16 protein-coding genes and 1 tRNA gene are annotated in these 18,752 nt (G+C 58.9%); 10 read left to right on the forward strand and 7 right to left on the reverse strand.

Annotated features, from left to right (window positions below; all coding sequences use genetic code 11):
* Positions 1-83: 83 nt before the first annotated feature.
* Positions 84-542, reverse strand: a complete 459-nt coding sequence (locus ABEB25_RS14815) for a Crp/Fnr family transcriptional regulator (RefSeq protein ID WP_345737196.1) — start codon at positions 540-542, stop codon at positions 84-86.
* A gap of 238 nt (positions 543-780) precedes the next feature.
* Here ABEB25_RS14815 and ABEB25_RS14820 point away from each other — a divergent pair, with 238 nt between their 5' ends.
* The 5 genes from ABEB25_RS14820 (at position 781) to ABEB25_RS14840 (ending at position 5,948) form a co-directional block, all read left to right on the forward strand.
* Entirely contained in the window at positions 781-1,296 is a 516-nt protein-coding gene (locus ABEB25_RS14820; RefSeq protein ID WP_345737197.1) for a hypothetical protein, read from the forward strand.
* 32 nt (positions 1,297-1,328) lie between these two features.
* On the forward strand, positions 1,329-2,816 hold the full coding sequence (locus ABEB25_RS14825) for a Gfo/Idh/MocA family protein (RefSeq protein WP_345737198.1): 1,488 nt from the start codon (positions 1,329-1,331) through the stop codon (positions 2,814-2,816).
* A 165-nt stretch (positions 2,817-2,981) separates the two neighbouring features.
* Positions 2,982-3,644, forward strand: coding sequence for a discoidin domain-containing protein (locus ABEB25_RS14830; RefSeq protein WP_345737199.1), 663 nt, complete (start codon positions 2,982-2,984; stop codon positions 3,642-3,644).
* A gap of 417 nt (positions 3,645-4,061) precedes the next feature.
* Positions 4,062-5,294 carry a 2-oxo acid dehydrogenase subunit E2 gene (locus ABEB25_RS14835; RefSeq protein WP_345737200.1) on the forward strand — a complete coding sequence of 411 codons (1,233 nt, stop codon included), beginning with the start codon at positions 4,062-4,064 and terminating at the stop codon, positions 5,292-5,294.
* Between the two features lie 36 nt (positions 5,295-5,330).
* Entirely contained in the window at positions 5,331-5,948 is a 618-nt protein-coding gene (locus ABEB25_RS14840) for a DUF6580 family putative transport protein (protein WP_345737201.1), read from the forward strand.
* 9 nt (positions 5,949-5,957) lie between these two features.
* Here ABEB25_RS14840 and ABEB25_RS14845 read toward each other — a convergent pair whose 3' ends face one another.
* From ABEB25_RS14845 to ABEB25_RS14870, 6 genes are all read right to left on the reverse strand, one after another.
* Positions 5,958-6,713, reverse strand: a complete 756-nt coding sequence (locus tag ABEB25_RS14845; RefSeq protein WP_345737202.1) for an ABC transporter ATP-binding protein — start codon at positions 6,711-6,713, stop codon at positions 5,958-5,960.
* A gap of 2 nt (positions 6,714-6,715) precedes the next feature.
* Positions 6,716-7,903 carry an ABC transporter permease gene (locus tag ABEB25_RS14850; RefSeq protein ID WP_345737203.1) on the reverse strand — a complete coding sequence of 396 codons (1,188 nt, stop codon included), beginning with the start codon at positions 7,901-7,903 and terminating at the stop codon, positions 6,716-6,718.
* A gap of 122 nt (positions 7,904-8,025) precedes the next feature.
* A complete protein-coding gene (locus ABEB25_RS14855; RefSeq protein ID WP_345737204.1) occupies positions 8,026-8,457 on the reverse strand; it encodes a YidB family protein in 432 nt (143 codons plus the stop codon).
* A 221-nt stretch (positions 8,458-8,678) separates the two neighbouring features.
* Positions 8,679-8,755, reverse strand: a tRNA-Arg gene (locus ABEB25_RS14860).
* A gap of 130 nt (positions 8,756-8,885) precedes the next feature.
* On the reverse strand, positions 8,886-11,339 hold the full coding sequence (locus tag ABEB25_RS14865; RefSeq protein WP_345737205.1) for a YfbK domain-containing protein: 2,454 nt from the start codon (positions 11,337-11,339) through the stop codon (positions 8,886-8,888).
* 37 nt (positions 11,340-11,376) lie between these two features.
* Positions 11,377-11,916, reverse strand: a complete 540-nt coding sequence (locus tag ABEB25_RS14870) for an RNA polymerase sigma factor (RefSeq protein ID WP_345737206.1) — start codon at positions 11,914-11,916, stop codon at positions 11,377-11,379.
* A gap of 180 nt (positions 11,917-12,096) precedes the next feature.
* On the opposite strand from ABEB25_RS14870, the gene ligA reads away from it, so the two are divergent.
* The 5 genes from ligA to hisB all read left to right on the forward strand — a co-directional run bounded on the left by ligA (position 12,097) and on the right by hisB (position 18,750).
* Entirely contained in the window at positions 12,097-14,103 is a 2,007-nt protein-coding gene (ligA, locus tag ABEB25_RS14875; RefSeq protein ID WP_345737207.1) for an NAD-dependent DNA ligase LigA, read from the forward strand.
* A gap of 88 nt (positions 14,104-14,191) precedes the next feature.
* Entirely contained in the window at positions 14,192-15,022 is an 831-nt protein-coding gene (locus ABEB25_RS14880; RefSeq protein ID WP_345737208.1) for a DUF2971 domain-containing protein, read from the forward strand.
* A 123-nt stretch (positions 15,023-15,145) separates the two neighbouring features.
* Positions 15,146-17,026, forward strand: a complete 1,881-nt coding sequence (locus ABEB25_RS14885; protein WP_345737209.1) for a DUF998 domain-containing protein — start codon at positions 15,146-15,148, stop codon at positions 17,024-17,026.
* Positions 17,027-17,071: 45 nt separating this feature from the next.
* Positions 17,072-18,052, forward strand: coding sequence for an AAA family ATPase (locus tag ABEB25_RS14890; protein ID WP_345737210.1), 981 nt, complete (start codon positions 17,072-17,074; stop codon positions 18,050-18,052).
* A gap of 98 nt (positions 18,053-18,150) precedes the next feature.
* Entirely contained in the window at positions 18,151-18,750 is a 600-nt protein-coding gene (gene hisB / locus ABEB25_RS14895; RefSeq protein WP_345737211.1) for an imidazoleglycerol-phosphate dehydratase HisB, read from the forward strand.
* The last annotated feature ends 2 nt before the right edge of the window (positions 18,751-18,752 follow it).

Genomic DNA, 18,752 nt, shown 5'->3' on the forward strand with positions numbered 1-18,752 from the left:
CCGACGCCTAAGCATAAAAAATCCGCTCACGATGAAGGGAGCGGATTTTTTTGAAAACAGGAGAGCCAGGGTTTGGCCGCTGATCAACCACCGTAGAAGCTGGCGATCTTCTCATTCACGGAGCGAAGTCGACGGGCGATGGTCTTGCCCACGCCGATGAGCAGCCAGGCCGCCGGGCGAGGATACTCATTGATGTAGGCCTCCAGGCTTTTGGAATCAATGTGCCACACTTGGCTGAAATCCACCGCCGTCACCGTGGCGCTGGCCGCAGAGGGATCGAGCAGGTTGATCTCGCCCACGGTTTCACCGGATTGCACGCTGCCCAGCAGCACCTTGTGCCCGCCGCGCATGGCGGTGGCGTGAAGCTTGCCTGAAATGATGTAGTAAAGACCCGTCTGGGCCATGCCTTCCTCGATCAGATGCTGGCCTGGCTGGACCGGGCGAAAAACGCCGTAGCCGCTGAGGATGTCACGATCATCGTCACCAAGAGGTTCAAGAATTCCGACAGGAGGAAGTTGGGGGGAAGAGAAATCAGCGCTCATTTTTCAGGAGAATTTGATTTTTTAGGGGGTGAAATCCCGAATGGCAAGCCTGCGGAATCAGAAAGCATGAATTCGACGACAGAAAGTGACGATAGGACTGCAAATGGCAGGCGTAGAATTACCACTGGCGCGCTTACTTCGATTCTCTGGCCCCTCGCATCTAAATTTTGCTGGATTTCCCAGGTGACTCGTTCAGAATCGCCCCTCCTTACCCATACGCCAACTCAGTACAACCAACATGTCCGATCAAAACTCCTCCTGCTGCCGCCGCCTCGACCTCGCTTTCGCCAACCTGATCACACGTCTCTGGGTGGCGCTTCGCCTGTTCATGGCCGGTGTGGACAAGTTCCGTTCCGGTGATGGTGCTGCGGCAACCTTCAATGCAGGCAACTATCAGACCAAGACGGACCAGATCGCCAAGCTGATGACGGACAACAGCATGCTGCCTTCTTTCCTTCCTGCCTCCGCCATTGAAGCCTACGCTCACAGCGTCGGTTACATGCTCCTCGCCGTCGGCGTCTGGGTGGCCATCGGCCTGTTCAGCGAATTCGCCCTCGTTGCTGCTGGTTTTGCCTTCCTGTCCCTTGGCTTCGGCCTTGCTGCCCTGCCGGACGACATGGAACTGACCGCCAACATCGGCGTCGGCATCCTGCTCACCGCTTTCGCCCTCTACACCAATAAGAGTGGCTACCTGTCCCTTGATGGCATCTTCGGCCGTGGCCGTGCTAAAAAGGCTGCCAGCACCGAAGGCTGATTGCCGCTGCGCAACGTAAATTACGTGAAGCTATGAGCACGACTCCTTCCCCTACCCCCAAGCCCAGCGGGCTGTCCAAGTTCATTGACCGCCGCTCCTTCCTGCGCACCAGCGCCGTCAGCGGCGCTGGGTTGTACCTCGCCACCAGCAAAGGTGCCATCGCCCAGGGCACTGAAACCGGGCGCAAAATCAAGTGTGCCCTCGTCGGTTGCGGTGCCCAGGGCGACCGCCTTCGCGCGGCCGCTTCCCAGCTCCCCACCGGCATCCAGTGGGTGGCCGTCTCCGACATTCGTGAGGACAAGCGCCGCGTCATGGCCCGCTACATGGAGCTTCAAAACAAGCACCAGGTGGACGGCCCAGTCGCCCAGTTTGAAACCATCGAGGAGATGCTCGACAAGCAGGCCGATATCGAAGCGGTCTTCATCGCGACCCCCGACTTCCTGCACGCACCGTTTTCCCGCCTGGCACTGTCCAAAGGCAAGTCGGTGTATTGCGAAAAGATGATGTCCAACACCATCGAAGGTGCTCGCGACATGGTGAAGGCTGGCCGTGAATTCAACGGCATCTTCCAGATCGGTCACCAGCGCCATTCCAATCCCCGCTACGTCCACCTTCGCGAAAAGATCATCAAGAATGACCTGCTCGGTCGCGTGACCCATTGCTATGGCCAGTGGAACCGTGGCGTGTCCGCCAGCACCCCGCTGGGCGCACCCAAAAAGAATCCTGTCTCTCCAGAACTGCTGGCCCGCTACGGCTACGGCAGCATGGAGGAGTTCCTGAACTGGCGCTGGTTTGCCAAATACGGCGGCGGTCCCATCTCCGATCTCGGTGCCCACCAGATTGACATGTTCAACTGGATGTATGAGACCACCCCGGTCTCCCTCTACGCCGCTGGTGGTGTTGATTATTATGATGGCACCCCCGGCCCGGACGGTGCCGCAAAGGCGAAGTTCGAGCTGCCGGATAACGTCATGTGTCTTTATGAGTACAAGCTGCCTTCCGGCACGATGCGCGCCTACTATCAGGTGCTCACCACCACTGGCAGCCAGGGCTACTATGAGAAGCACATGGGCGTGGCAGGCTCCGCCATCATCTCCGAAAGCCCCACCTCCAACCAGGTCTATGCCGAACCCGGCCAGGACTGGACGAAGTGGACCACCGGTGACAACCCCATCCTGGTCAAAGCCCCGGACAACATCAAAAACAAGTTCTGGGAGCACAACCGCTCCTGGACTAAGCCTGCACCGAAGTCCTACGCCGTCTCCGGCGTAGCCAAGGCCGTGGCCGATGCCCGTGAATCCAAGGCTCTCGACCCCTGGGAAATTCCGGTCACCCTCAGCGTTTACCCGCACACTCCTCACGTCGCCAACTTCATCGAAGCGGTGCAGATGAAGAAGCCAGAGCATCTCACCTGCAATGTCATGGATGCCTTCAAGTCCTGCGTGACAGTGCTGAAAGCCTACGACTGCTTGCAGACCGGCCAGAAGTACACCTTCACCCCCGCCGACTTCGAAGTCTGATCATCGAATTGAACGAGGGAACGGAATCCAGTGCCTAAAAGACTCAAGCCATCACCCGCTTGCTTCCATTTGCACTTTTCTGTTCCCTCTTTTTAATATTCCGCCGTTCTTACCGTCTAAGACGACAGGCCAAACCGAGGCCGATCCAACCAACGATTCCCCCACATGAAACACACGACCCTCGCCCTCGCTGCCATCGCAGCCCTCAGCACTTCTGTCTCCGCTCAGGAAATGGAAGAGATCAAAATCGAATTCCCAAAACCGATGTTCATCGGCACTCCGGTCCCGGCCAAACTGCCGAACCTCGAGCAGCCTGATCCATCCAAGATCATCAAGTCCTTCCAGGCCCCTAAAGGCACGGTCAATCTGGCCAAGGACAAGGAAGTGACTTCCAGCGATCCGGCCCCGATCATCGGTGAGCTCACCCTCGTGACCGATGGCGATGCCGACGGTTCCGACGGCTGCTTCGTCGAACTCGCCCCTGGTCCTCAGTGGGTGCAGATCGACCTCGGTGCTCCGACCTCGATCAACAAGATCGCCACCTGGCACTACCATAAGCAGGCTCAGGCCTATGTGGACGTGGTCATTCAGGTTTCCGACGACAAAGAGTTCAAGACCGGTGTCACCACCCTCTTCAACTCTGACCATGACGACACCCTGAAGATGGGCGCCGGTGCAGATCCTGCTTACATCGAAACCAACCATGGTCGCGTGATCGATGGCAAAAACACCAAGGCCCAGTACGTCCGCCTTTACAGCAATGGCAACACCTCCAACGAGATGAACCACTACTGCGAAGTCGCCGTGTATGGCGTTCCTGGGAAGTAAGCCAGTCCGACAGCTTTAATGAAAGCCGCCGCCAGAGTGATCTGGCGGCGGTTTTTATTTTGGCGGGATCTGCCTCATGAAAAATGAGTCCCTTTGCCCTGCCATTCCGTCTTGCTTTTGCCTGCCCCATGCCCGCTTATTAGACTGGTTTCCAAAAAGATTGTCCGATTGAAAAGGCGGGCGCGGTGGGATGAGTGGCAAGGCAGGAGCGCAGGCTGCTATCTTCATGATAACAGCCAAGCGAATAACGCCGCCAATCGTCCCACCCCGCCGCCGCTTTTCGGACAAGATTTTTGGAAACCGGTCTAAAAGCGTGGCCAGCCGTCGGCCATTCAGGAAAAGATCGTCATCAGGTATTGGACAGTGCCTTGACGTACTTGATCCAGCTTCCATCTTGCAGCCTGCTTTTCTTCCCTCATGCCGACCATTCCAATCCTGATGCCCCAGTTGGGCGAGTCCATTGCCGAGGCCACCATCGTTCGCATTTTGATCGAACCAGGCCAGCAGATCGATGCCGGCACGGACATCTTTGAGGTGGAAACGAACAAGGCCACCATGGCTGTCAGCAGCCCCTGTGCAGGCCATGTTTCGGCCATCACTGCCCAGGTGCAGAAAAGCTACGCCGTGGGCTCCAATCTTGCCTCCTTCGATGTTTCGGATGAAGACGCCCTTTCCATGGGGTTCACCGAATCCCCAGCCCCTGCACAATCGGCCCCGCCCAACAGCATGCCGAGCGCAGATTCGCTGCACTTCCAGTTCAACGAAGAGGACAACATCACCGGTTATCAGCCAAAGGTCGAGCCCGTCGTCGGGGGTGCCCTGCCCGTGCCCGCCGGGGCCACAGGGGCCAGCTACATCTCGCCACGGATGCGCGCCCGCATGAATGAACTGGGCCTGAATGCCTCCGACCTCGCAGGCATCGCCGGTACGGGTGCTGGTGGCCGCGTCACCGTCGAAGACTTTGAAAACTTCCTGCGCGGCCTGGAGCAGCACCGCCTCACTCCGGCTTCGCCCATGCGCATCGCAGTGGCGGATTCCATGCGCCGCAGTTGGAGCCGCCCCCTAGCCACGGTGGGCAGCCCAGTGATTCTCGACGCCATCCTCTCTCACCGCAAACGCACCAACCCAAAGCCGGGTCCCGCGCTGTACATCATCCGTGCCCTGGCGCTCGCCCTGGCGGAAAACACGGCCGTCGCCGGCCGTCTCATCGGCAGCCGCATCGTGCACCCGCGTGCCATTGACATCGGCTTTGCTGTGGAGGTGGATGATGGGGTGCTTGTCCCCGTTCTGCGCGAGGTGGAAAAGACCCCGCTGGTGCAATTGGTGCCCACATATAATAAGCTGGTGGAGCAGGCCCGCGCCCGCCGCCTGCCCATGGATGTCAACCGTCCTGGCATCGCCACCGTGACGAACTTCGGCACCTTCGGCATCGTCTGGGCCACCCCCATTCCCCTGCCCGAACAGAATCTCGTACTCGGCCTCGGTGCTGGCAGCAAGGTGCCACGCTGGAGCGAGGAGGTGAAGCAGTTCATCCCCGTCACTGAGGCGGAGCTGACCCTCAGCTTTGACCACCGCATCCTCGATGGTGGCGGTGCAGGCCGCCTGCTGGCACGCGTGGCCCAGCTCCTCCAGGAACCTGAGAAGCTGTGAGTTGCATCCGCCGCAAGCCATCCTATTCTGCCCTTCATGAAGTCTGATTCCCGTGCTCCTGCCCCCCTTCTTTGGGTGCCCCTGCTGCTTGTCCTGCTCGCCCTCGGCCTGAAATGGATGAAGCTGAATTCGGACGGCATGAGCCTGCTGCCAAATTTCTCCCCCTGGATGGCCCTCGCCTTCACCGGCACGCTGGTCTTCCCGCGCGGCACCATCCCCTGGTGGGCTTGGCCGCTGATGCTGGTGGGCATCGACTTCGCCGCCATGGGCGGACAGTTCCTGGCCATGGGTGCAGGCCATCCTGAAGTTTACCTCATGTATGTCCTTTACGGAGTGGCGGCCTGGGCTGCCAACCAGATGCGGGGTCAGGCCGGTATCCTCCAGACCTTGCTGGGTGCCACCGCCTGCAGCCTGGTCTTTTACGTCGTCACCAATGTCCTGTCCTGGTGGACGATGCATGAGTACAGCAAGAGCCTTGAGGGCCTTGTCCAGGCACTGACGACCGGCCTTCCTGGTTTCCCGCCCACCTGGGTCTTTCTGCGCAATTCCCTGCTGAGTGATCTGGGCTTCAGCGCCCTGCTCCTGATCGCCTTCAATGCCGAGGCCAAGGTGCGCTCGGCCCCGACCCTTCGCTGGGCCACAGTTGCTGCCTAACGCACAGCTTTACTGGTGAAACCCATGCCGGAGATTTTCCGGCAGCGGATGACTGGCATCAATGTCGTGAACTTCCACGATCCGCCCATCGTCCATGGAGGCGATGCGGTTAGCGTGAGGAAAAATGCGGTTGTCGTGCGTGACGATCAGGACCGCACGCTCCGGGCTGCGCGCCACGTTTTCGAACAGCTCCATCACGAGCTGCCCGTTCTTCGCATCCAGCGCGGCCGTCGGCTCATCGCAGATGATCAGGCGCGGCTCATGCACCAGGGCGCGGGCGATGGCCACACGCTGCTGCTGACCACCTGAAAGTTGGTTAGGCCGGCTCTTGGCCCGATCTCCCAGGCCGACCAGCGCCAGCACCTCACGCGCCCTTTTTTCCGCCACGCCGGATCGCACGCCCCGGATGAGCAAAGGCACGCTGACGTTTTCTGCCAGGCTGAGCGTGGGGATGAGATTGAAGGCCTGGAAAATGAAGCCGATGTTTTGGGCGCGGAAGCGGGTGATGGAACCGCTGGTCATCTTTTGCAGATCCTGCCCTAGCACGTTCAGTTCCTGAGTCGTGGCATCGGGCTTCAATGTGCCGGCAAGGATGCTGATGAGGGTCGTTTTGCCACAGCCTGAGGGACCTATGAGCATGGTGATGTCCCCTTGCCTCACGTCCATGTCTACATCCTTCAGCACGTGCAGGCGCGAGGCCCCGTCGCCAAAGGACTTGTTCAATCCGCGCACCCGGGCGGCATATGGGGCAACAACTTCAGACATGATCAGCCACGGAAAACCATTGCCGGTTCCAGCCTCGCGACACGCCAAATGCCGAGGAGCGCGGACAGCATGCAGATGACGACAATGACTCCCAGCACGACAGGTGGCACGGCCTCAGGCATGTAGAAAGGTGGCTGTTCATTGGCCAGGGCTCCTTTGGCAAACCCGGCCGTGAAGAACATCCCAATGCCGTAACCGATGAGGCCCACCGTGATTGCCTGCGTGAGCAGCATCATGCACAAAGTCCAGGTGGAGGCCCCCATGGCTTTCAGCGCGCCCAAATGCTTCATGTTCTCCAGAACGAAGGAGTAAAAGGTCTGGCAGGAAATGGCGGTTCCCACGATGAATCCCACCACCACCGTAATGCCAAAGCTAATGGGGATACCGGTATTGCGAATGTACCAGGCCACCGTTGTCGTATTGAAATCCTGAATGGCAGGCGGCTTTTCAGCGGTGAAGTCGTTCCAGTTAAAACCTTTGTTCAGGTACCCCTTCAGCCCTGTTTCACGCTCAATGTCAGCCACGCACTGAGCTTCGCTGATGCCTTCACGCGGGGCGGCAATCACGGCAGAGAGCATCTTGCGCTGAGGTGGCGTGTATTGCAGCGCGCGCTCGTAGGTCGTCCACACATACGGGCCGCCGGAGAAGTTTTGCATGGTATCCGCAATGCCCACCACGCGGGCCTCCTGGTCATTGATCTCAAAAATGTCGCCCAGCTTCACCTTGCCCCCCTTCTCTTTCGAGAGCCGGTTCACCCCGAGGTCATCAATAATCACAGCATGAGGCAGGCGAAGGTCTTCTAGCCGACCTTCCAGCAACTTCACCGGTGCCCCCGCCAGTGTGGTGGCATCGATGCCAATGAGTTGGATGATCTTAAAATTGCCGTTCTCCAGGCGCACGCGCTGGATGCCGGAATAGAGCGGTGAAGCCCACGCCACGCTATCCACACTGCGCACCCGGGCCACATCGGTATCCAGCAGGGGGTTGGTTTCATTCACCTGCTCCACCCTGCCCTCCACCACCCAGATGGGTGCGGGCACGTTTTTCAGGGTCGCTGTGGTCCAGCTCATCAGGCCGCAAAAAACCGCCGTCTGCTGCGCCATCAGAAAGGTGGCAAACACCAGGCCAGCCACCAGCATGAGGTACTTGCCAGTGTCACCAAACAGCATTTTGAGGGCGAGACGCAGCATCGGGGGATGACGTGAACGGAATGGACTTCAAGACGGACGGGAGCGCCCAGAGGAAAGTCCCATCACTTACGTCTCTACGGCAACGGAAGAACAGAGAAACCTGCGGCTGCGCGTGCGGTGGATCAGGAACGACCGCCGAACAGGCCGCCCAGACCGCTTTTCATCACGCCGGTCAGGACATCCTGCAGCTTTTCAGCGGAGGGATGCGTGTCCTCAATGCTGCCATTCGGGGTCAGCCGATCAATGATCTGCGGGAGGAACTGCGAGAGCAGCGGCAGCACCATCTTCGCATCAAAGCCCAGCTTGCCAGCGAGATCCTTGATCGCATCGCTGCCCAGGGCCGCCTCCAGTTGGGCAGGCTGCACGGGTTGGTTCTCGTCTTTGGAGACCCAGGAAGCAAAGGTATCCCCCAGGCCAGCCTGCTGAAATTGCTGCATCAGCCCGCCCAGACCACCGGCCTGGTTAAGCAACCCGGTGAGCATGTCGCCCTGCTTGCTGCTGCCTCCGAAAATACCGCCCAATGCCTGCTTGGCCAAAGAATCAAAAAGTCCCATAGGCACTCAGAATGACGGGGAGAATGCGGTAAGTCAAACAGGAGTCACTGGAGGAGTTAAGCTGGGATCTCAACCCCAGAGAAACGAATCGGCCAGGACCTTGCCGAACAAGAATGAATCTCCATTCGCAACATTGGATCCAACGAAAAATAACCTTCTGGAGGTCTTTTGAAAAATGCCCGCTCACGGAATGAAACAGGTGCACCAAGCTTGTTTAGCTTTGGTGCACCCCAGTGGATTCGAACCACTAACCTTCTGATCCGTAGTCAGATGCTCTAATCCGTTGAGCTAGGGGTGCATTGGCTTTGACGCCCCGCAGTGTTGGCTGCGGATTGAGATACTAGATGAAGGTTTAGTATTGTCAAACAGTGTGAATAAAAAAGTTCGAAAAAGTTTACCAAGCTTGTCGAATCAGCCTCCCACAATGGCTAGCGGCTCACTCCCCTCGCCTTCTCGATGAGCTGGAGGAACTCGCCACGGTAACCCAAAGCATCCGTCCCTTTCCCCTCCAGGGCAAGCTGGCGCACCTGGTCCCAGGTGAGCTGGCCCGCATAGGAAGACTGGCGCAGCAGCAGGCCAAACCCGGCCACGGCCGTGGTGAACTTGAACTCGCCGCTGGCCGTTTCCATCGCCCGTGAATCATCCTTCACTGGTACTTCGATGAGGCTGCTGGTGCTGCCTTCGGGTTCCTTGTAGCGCAGCTTCACCGTGAGGGCTTCGTCTGTCGTTCCAGCAGCGGCGATGGGTTCTGCCGCAGGTGCGGCAGCAGCAGTAGCAGGCGGCTGCTGATACTTCAGCGCATCCACCCGAGGAAGAGGCTCCGCACCTGGAGGCAGGTTCGCAGGCACCAGTTCATACAGCGCGGTGACACTGTGCCCAGCGCCGATCTCCCCGGCATCCTTGGTGTCGTCATTGAAGTCTTCCTTGGCTAACAAACGATTCTCATAACCAATGAGGCGGTAGCTGCGGATGACCGCCGGATTGAACTCCACCTGGATCTTCACATCCTTGGCGATGGTGACCAGCGTGCCGTTCATCTGCTCCAACAGCACCTTGCGGGCCTCGCCCAGGCTGTCGATATAGGCGTAGTTGCCATTGCCCTTGTCAGCCAGGGTTTCCATGGTGCGATCCTTCAGGTTGCCGGAGCCATAGCCCAGCACGCTGAGAAAGACACCGCTGCGAGCTTTCTCCGTGATGAAGGATTCCAACTCTGTCGGGCTGCTGATGCCCACGTTGAAGTCGCCATCGGTGCACAGCAACACTCGATTCACGCCGCCTTTGATGAAGCCTGCCACGGCCTGCTCATACGCGAGGCGTAAGCCGCCACTGCCATGGGTGCCACCGCCAGCCTGGAGCCGGTCAATCGCAGATACAATCTCGCCCTTGCTCTGGCCTGTTGTCGAAGACAGGACCACTTGCGAGCCATTGGCATAGGTCACCATCGAGACGCGGTCATTTTCACCCAGTTGCCCGGCCAGCATGCGCAGGCTTTGCTGCACCAGCGGCAGTTTGTTAGGCTCCGCCATGGAGCCGGACACATCCACCAGAAAGACCAAATTACTGGGCTGGCGATCCTGGCCGATCTGCTTACCCTTGATGGCGATGCGGGCCAGCCGATGCTGGGGCTGCCACGGGCAGGCGGCCATCTCCACCTTCACGGCAAAGGGTTCCTTCGCTCCTGCCACCGGACCCGTTTCATCCGTGGGGAAGTAATTGATCAACTCCTCAATGCGGACCGCATCGCGTGGTGGGGCACTGTTCTGATTGAGAAAGCGCCTCACGTTCGCATACGAGGCCGTATCCACATCAATAGAGAAGGTGGAAAGAGGCTCGTTCATCACACTCTTGAGCGCATTTTCGATGATCTGCGTGTAGGACTCTTGGCTGCGACGGGTTTGAGTTTCGCCGTCTAAAACGTCGGCGTTTCCAGCCATCTCAGATCCTGCGATGAATGTCACCGAACTTGGAGCGGACAACACAACGCCCCCTGTGTAGGTGGTGCTGCCTTGAAGGGTAAGGGCCCCTGCACCGGTGATGGCCAAGCTACCACCATTGACCGTCATGTTACCTGTTACCACGGGAGCCGCAGGTTTAGGGGCTGCAGCATCGGCGGGGGTGGCTGCGGCCTGCCCAGGTGCCACACTGGCGGTTGTCGGTGCGGTGGATTCCCAGGCCTCATTCACTTGGTTCAGCATGCGGGCACGCTGGTGGTCCCGCGCCGTGTCAAAGTACTCCGCCCGATTCTGCTCCACCTTTTCCAGGCCCTGACGGGCGGCACTGTTCACAGGGTCCGCCTTCAAGGCATCCATGTAAGCCTGGGAAGCACCATCATAATCGCCCATTTCATGCTTGCCTCGGCCTTCGTTAAGCAAGCGTCCAACCTGCGCGTCTTTGCCGACCGCCGCTGGGGCCGCAGCCACCACCGGGGCTGGTTCCTCGGGCACAGGACTCGCCTTTGTGATGGGGGTTTGATGATCGCCTAGGTTCCCACGAATGGTCGGCGTGATCTCGGCCATCTGGCCTTCGCTCTCCATCTGCTTGCGGATGAGCAGGGTCGTGCCCATCACCACGGCGGCAGCGGCAGCCAGATTCATGAAGACATGGCGTCTCCAAAACGTCGGCTGTTTCGGTGATGCGGGCTGGGTCGCTTCACTGGGAAACGAAGCAGCAGGAGCATCGGCACGGCTCAGCCGCTCGCGTTGTTCTGGGGTGAAGGCGAGTGAGTCGTCGCCGAGTTCAGCCGTGAGGAAGTCGCAGAAGCCCTTGGTCTGGGTGGCCTGTGTGCTGGCCTCGGCATCTTCCTGGATCAGTGCCTCGATCTGGGCGCGCTCTTCGGCGCTGAGTTCGTTCAGGGCCCAGGCGGTGATTTGTTCCGGTTTCATGGGAAAAGTGAATTAAAAAGTTTAAACAAAGGTTTAGTTAGGCCAGGGCGGATTTCGGTTTGCCCGGTGTGGCGTCTTCCTGGGCCTGCCATTTCAGGCGCAGGGCCAGCACGCCATGATGAATGAGGTAGCCGACATTGCCGATGCTGGTTTGCATGGCGTCGCTGATCTGTTTGTAGTCGAGACCGGCGATGAATTTGAGGCGGATGGCCTCGCGCTGGCGAAGGGGGAGTTCTTCGATGAAGCCACGCAGAGCGGCGGCGGTCTCCCGGCTTTCCATTTCCGCTCCGGGCTGGGGGACCTCGGAGGCTTCCAGGTCTAAAGTTTGCGTTTCCATGACGATGAGGCGTTGGTGTTTGCGCTGGTGATCCAGGGCGCGGTTTTTGCAGACGGTGAAGAGCCAGGGCGCCAGCCGGTCCGGATCCAGCGTGGCGAGGTTTTGGCTCAGTTTGATAAACACGTCCTGCACGACATCGCGTGCCTCTTCAGCGTCGTTGGTAAAGCTGTGGGCATACCGCAGCAGCGGCCTCTCATAGCGGCTCAACGTATCCAGAAACAGGCGGTGGGTGTCGTTCATGGGGTCGTGTTCGCCAGGCATCACGGCAGTGTGCGAGGTTTCTTGGGGCAGAGTGAATCTTTTTTTGGCGATTCTCCTCAGACGTCTGGGCATGCCTGAGAGTTAAGCTTTCTGAAAACGAGGAAGTAATACCGAATCTCCCTTTCCCAGGTGGCGCTTTCTCGCTAAAAAAGAGGTCGCATGACTCACGCTGAAGCCTCCGCCCGAGCCGAATCCCTCCGCACCGATCTCCACCGCCACAACCACCTCTATTACGTCGAGGCCCGGCAGGAGATCACCGATCAGGAATTCGATGCGCTCCTGCGCGAACTTCAGGCCATCGAGACCCAGTTTCCCGATCTGTTGACGGCGGACTCACCCACCCAGCGTGTCGGCGGTGCGCCCATCGAAGGCTTCACCCAGATCCGGCACACCATCCCGATGATGAGCCTGGACAACACCTACTCCGAAGCCGAGCTGACCGCCTTCTTTGCCCGCCTGCAAAAGGGCCTCGGTCGCGAAAAGATCGCCTGTGTCATCGAGCCGAAGGTGGACGGCGTGGCCATCAGCATCCGATACGAAAATGGCGTGCTGAAACATGGCATCACCCGTGGCGACGGCCAGACTGGGGACGATGTGACCACCAACCTGAAGACCATCAAAGCCCTGCCCCTGCGCCTGCCGAAAGACGGCCCGCAGACCTTCGAGGTGCGCGGTGAGGTCTTCATGACCAAGGCGAACTTCGCCAAGCTCAATGACGAGCGTGAAGGTGCGGGCGAACCCCGCTTTGCCAATCCCCGCAACTCCACGGCCGGCACCCTCAAATTGCTGGACCCAAAAATCGTCGCCAAGCGCCCGCTCGACATCGTTTTTTATGGCCTCGCCGACTCCTGGGGCATGCCCATCGAGGCGCAGACAGAGGTTTATGACCTGCTAAAAAATGCCGGGCTGCGCAAGGCCGATAAAGTCTGGGAAAAGGACAGCGCCGAGGGCCTGCTGGAGGCCATCCATGAACTGGATGCCATGCGCAAGTCACTGCCCTATGAAACCGATGGTGCCGTGATCAAGGTCAACGCCTTTGCGGATCAGCGCGAACTCGGCTTCACCAGCAAGGCCCCGCGCTGGGCCATTGCCTACAAGTACCAGCCTGAACAGGCAGAGACGAAGCTCCTGGCCGTGGACATCCAGGTGGGCCGCACCGGGGCCCTCACGCCCGTGGCACGCCTCACCCCCGTCTTCCTCAGCGGCTCCACCGTCAGCAATGCCACCCTGCATAACTTCGAGGAGATCGAGCGCAAAGACATCCGGGTTGGTGACACCGTGGTCATCGAAAAAGCGGGCGAGATCATCCCTGCGGTGGTCATCGTGAAGAAGGATCTGCGCACCGGCGACGAGACCCCCATCCCAGTGCCCACCCACTGCCCCATCTGCGGCACCGGAGTGCACAAGGATGAAGAACAGGTCGTCATCCGTTGCCCCAATCCCAAATGCCCAGAGGTGGTGAAACGTCGTTTAGAACATTTTGTTAGCCGGGGAGCCATGGACATCAGCGGCATGGGTGAATCCGTCGTCGCCCAGTTGGTGGACACACCCTTGAACGGCGTGCCCACCGTGTCAGACGTCGCCGATCTTTATGACCTGAACGAGTTGAAACTCGCCCGCCTGGAGCGCATGGGCACCAAGAGCATTGATAACCTCCTCAAGGCCATCGAAGCCAGCAAACAGCAGGACGCTTGGCGGCTCGTATTCGGTCTCGGCATCCTCCACGTGGGGGCAGGCGGTGCCCGCAAATTGCTCGAGCACTTTGGCAGCATTGATGCCATCGCTAAGGCCAGCATCGAGGAATTGACCCAGTGCCCGGACATCGGGGCCATTGTCGCCCCAAGTGTGCATGGCTGGTTTAACCATGAGGATAACAAAGCTCTGCTGGAACGCCTCCGTACCGCCGGTCTCACCTTCGCCCAGCGCACCGTCGAGGCTGCCAGCGACAAGCTCAACGGCAGCACCTGGGTCATCACCGGCACCCTTAGCCAGGATCGCGAAACCATCGCAGACACCATCCGCGCCAACGGCGGCAAGGTCAGTGGCAGCGTCAGTGGCAAGACCACCTACCTCCTGGCAGGTGCCGATGCTGGCAGCAAGCTCGACAAAGCCACCAAGCTAGGCGTGAAGATCCTGAGTGAGGAAGATTTTCGGGGGATGCTTTGAAGGAATAGTGCTTACTCAACTTGAATACCCTACAATCACCTTCATCCTTCAGAAAATTGACAGAAAAGGTTCTTAAAATTACTTCATTATGTCGAACTCGAAAGCCCCGAAAACGCTGTATCACTACTGCCCTGCACAAAGCTTTATGGCAATAGCTGAAAGCGGTGTGCTAAGAATGAGTCATTCATCTGGTATGAACGATTCGCATGAACTACGGCATGTCGAACTAATTATTGAACACCTTCTGAAGGAAAAACCTGAATGGATAGCTAGTGAGTATATAAAAAACGTCTTGGAAATATTCCAAGGTCACGGAAGGGATCTTTATATGGTTTCTTTCTCAGAAGAACCAGATTCCCTTAGCCAGTGGCGAGGATATGCTGACGACGGTTCTGGATACAACATAGGATTCAATATCGAATGCCTCCCTATTCAAGGAATTCTACAACCCAACCTTGGCTCCCTTATTGAGAAATGTCTCTTTAAGATTGACTACAACCAGGGAAAAATTTCCAAACAAATTTTCAATCTTTTTGAAGAACACAAATCGGTTCCAAATGAAGAATTAATTTTCAGCTCCATTTTAGTTTCATCCATCCTAACTCAGTGGGCATTTCAACATAAAAATGCTGCCTTCAAAGAGGAACGCGAATGGAGAGCTGTTTATTGGCCCAGGTCACTTGGCTCTCAGTTATCCACACCAACAGTTATAGACCCAATGACTGCCGGGTATCGTAACTCCAAGTATGGTTTAATCCCGTTCTACGATTATACATTCAGGACCAGCACCAAAACATCGATCAGTCACGTTTTGCTTGGACCTCGGAATCCGAGCGAGCCAGCATTTGTTAAAGCCTATCTAAAAAAGACAGGGTACGGTGATGTTGAAGTCCAGAGATCGGAGGCGTCATATCGCTAAGTGAAGAAGATAATCTTACATGGATCAAAATCTATGAGAGGTTGATTCAGCACTTTCTTTGCACTTGCCTCAATTCTTGCTGGAGGTTGAGGGCACTGAGTCGTTATCTAGGACAGAGAACCCATGACCTCCACCCCTCAATCCCCCACCACCTTCGCGCCTGTTGCGCAGCAGGTGCGGCGTCGGGTGTGGTTGCGGCGCTGGCTGGGCTGGCTGGGGCGCACGGTGTGGACGGTCAGCGGTCTGCTGATCATCGTGATTGCCACCCTGCTCACGCTGGGTGGCTCAAGTGCCGCCATCTGGGGCAGCCTCTTTTTTGGCCTCTGGATTTTCGGCAGTGCCGCCCTGGCCACCTGGAGAATGCCGGGGCCATACAGCGCCCTCGCTTTTTGGGATTCCCAGACGGGCCGCCGCGAAGCTTTTGCCAGCGCGTGGTGGTTTGAGCAGCAGCAGACCCGCACCGCCACCGAAGAGGGGCATTTGCAGCAGCAGCGTGAGGTTTTGCCCCAGGCCCGAAAGAGCCTCGCCAAGGACCTGCCGCTGCCGCTTTTCAAACGCTGGCTGGAGCTTCCCCTGGTCCTGCTTCTCCTCCTCCACAGCATCCCCCTGGTGCAAAGCCGCAGCGACGAAATCCCCCTCGACCCCTCCATGCAGGCCGCTGCGAAAGCCGAGGCTGACAAGCTGGCAAAAACAGATTGGGACAAGAAAAACCTCGCCGGACTGGAAGAGAGTGAAAAGGCCGACCTGGAGAAGCTGAAGGAAAACCTGAAAGCCACCGCGGCCAGCCTGGAGAATGCCAAGGGCCAGGATGCCCGCCAGGTGATGTCCGACCTGGAGCGCCGTGCCCGCGAGGCGGAGAAACTGGCGGAACGGCTGGCCAACGACAAAGAGGCCTGGGCCTCCGACAAGCTCGTCGAAGCCCTGCGCACCCATGCCGATACCGCCGATCTGGGCGATGCCGTCGCCGCCAAAAACGCCTCCCAAGCCGCCAAGTCCGCCGATGCCTTGGCGGATCAGCTCAAGTCCCCACAATTGCCCGAAGCCGCCCGTGAACGCCTGAAGGAGACGCTGGATGACATCGAAAAGACCTCTGACAAGGAAGACCGCACGCGCACCGTGGGCCAGCATGTCCTGCAGGCAGGCGACGAGATGAACCAGGGCAAGCCCGCTGCGGCCGGCGGCGAGTTTGAAAAACTGGCTAACCAAATGCGTGACATGGCCCTGCGTGAGAAATCCCGCGAGGAACTGGAAAAGCTGGCCCAGCAGCTCCGCGATGCCGGCAGCAACATCGCCGGGCAGAATGAAGCTGGCGGCATGCAGCAGATGAATGCCGCTGCGGGCGACACCCCACAGTCAAAGTCTGGACAGACACCGCAGGTCGGCCAAACTCCCGCCGGACAGCAAGGCCAGCAACAGGCCCTGCAGCCTCCCGGCTTGGGCCAGCCCAATCAGGGCCAGTCCATGCAGCCGCAGCAAAACCCTGGCCAGCAGGGCCAAGGCCAGCCCCAGCAAATGCAGGTGGGCCAGATGGGGCAGCCTGGACAACAAGGTCAACCCGGCCAGCAGGGCGAACAAGGAACGCCCATGCTCATGGCACCGGTCCCAGGACAAAAGCCGGGCGACAAACCGCCCGACATGCTCATTCTCGGCGGCCCTCCAGGCGATCCCAGCGATGGCACCCCCAACATCACCCTCTCCATTCCCGGTGGGCGCGATCCCGGCGTGGGCAAGGCCGATCTGAAAGCCGACCCCACCGCCAAGCAGGACACGACCAACAGCACCGTCGTCAATGCCCAGCAAAACAGCGAGGGCCAGTCTAGCACCCGCGCTGTGGAAGGTGGCACGCGCCAGGAATCCACCACTCGCAACGCCATCCAGACCGCCGTCGAATTTCTCCAGGCTGAAGAAGAGGCCTTGGACGACTCCGCCCTGCCTCCCAGCCGACGCGAGCAGGTGCGCCGTTACTTCAACGAACTCCGCCGCCGTTTCGAAAAACAGCCCTAACCGCGAAGACTGCCCACTGAATCTTGTTTACCGATTTCCCTCCCCATGCCCGCCTTTCCCAAACTCTTCCAAAACCTCAAGACCGAGCTGCAAAAGTCCATCGTCGGTTACGATGCCCTGCTGACCGATGTCCTCGTGGCCATCTTCTCCGGCGGCCACGTCCTGCTCGAGGGCGTGCCTGGCCTGGGCAAGACCTTCCTCGTCCGCACCCTATCCCAGGTCATCGGCCTGGAGCCCGGACGTGTGCAATGCACGCCCGACCTCATGCCAGCGGATATCCTGGGCACCCACATCGTCAATGAAAACGACCAGGGCCGCCGCATGATGTTTTTTGAAAAAGGCCCCGTCTTCAAGAACCTGCTGCTGGTGGATGAAATCAACCGCGCCACCCCCAAAACCCAGGCCGCCCTCCTGGAAGTCATGCAGGAACGCTGCGTCACCACTGGTGGCGAGCGCCACATGCTGCCGGAGCCTTTCTTTGTCCTCGCCACCCAGAACCCCATGGAGATGGAAGGCACCTACCCCCTGCCTGAGGCGCAGCTCGACCGTTTCATGTTTAAGATCAAGGTCCCCTTCCCCGATCTCGATTCCCTGGTGGAAATCTCCCGCCGCACCACCGGCTTCACCGAGCCCACGCTGAAATCCATCCTCACCGGCACCGACCTCATGAAAATGCAGCGCGAGCTGGCCGAGATGCCCGTGGCCGAGCCCGTGGCCCGCTACGCCTCCCAGCTCATCCTCGGCACCCACCCGGAGACTCCCGGCGTGCTGCCGGAGATCCAGCGTTTTGTCTCCTACGGAGCCAGCCCCCGTGGCCTGCAGAGCCTCATCAAAGGCGCCCGTGTCTGGGCCGCCCTGCATGGCAGCACCGCCGTCTCTACCGACGACATCCGCGCCATCGCCCACGTCTCCCTCCGCCACCGTATCATCCTGAATTTCGAAGGCGAAGCCCAGCAGATCAAAGTGGACGACATCATCACCAAAGTCCTGGATCAGGTGAAAACGCCCGCGCAGAAGGCGGAGTGAAGTTTCAGTTTCCAGTGTCAAGTTTCCAGTGTTCATTACAGGCCCGGTCTTCTCTTGAAAACTGAAGACTGAATACCGCAGACTGAATCCTCCCCTCCATGCCTCGCACCGCCAAACAGCACCGCAAGACCGCCGAAACGGACATCCAGATCGAACTCAATGTGGACGGCTCCGGCCAGTCCACCATTGACACCGGAGTGCCGTTTTTCGACCACATGCTCACGCTGTTCACCAAGCACGGTCTCTTTGACCTGAACGTCAAGGTCGTCGGCGATGTGGATGTGGACTATCACCACACCGTCGAGGATACCGGCATCGTCCTGGGCCAGTGCTTCCGCGAAGCCCTGGGCAACAAGGCAGGCATCGTGCGTTATGGCTTTTTCCTCCTGCCCATGGATGAGACCCTTGCCGAAGTGGCCATGGACCTCAGCGGTCGGCCCTTTCTCAGCTACCACGCTCCGGAAAAGATGGAGGCCATCGGCGGTCGCGCCGGGGTCTTTAGCTATCAGCTCGTGGAGGAGTTCCTGCGCGCCTTTTCGAGCGCCCTTCTGTGTACCCTGCATGTCGAAATCAAACGTGGCCGCGATTCCCACCACATGGCCGAGGCCATCTTCAAGGGCCTCGCCCGCGCGCTCGACGCCGCCACCCTGCATGACCCAAGAGTCGTCGGCATTCCCAGCACCAAGGACGTATTGTAATC

Origin of the sequence: Prosthecobacter algae, from assembly GCF_039542385.1 — a bacterium.
GTDB classification, from domain to species: Bacteria; Verrucomicrobiota; Verrucomicrobiia; order Verrucomicrobiales; family Verrucomicrobiaceae; genus Prosthecobacter; species Prosthecobacter algae.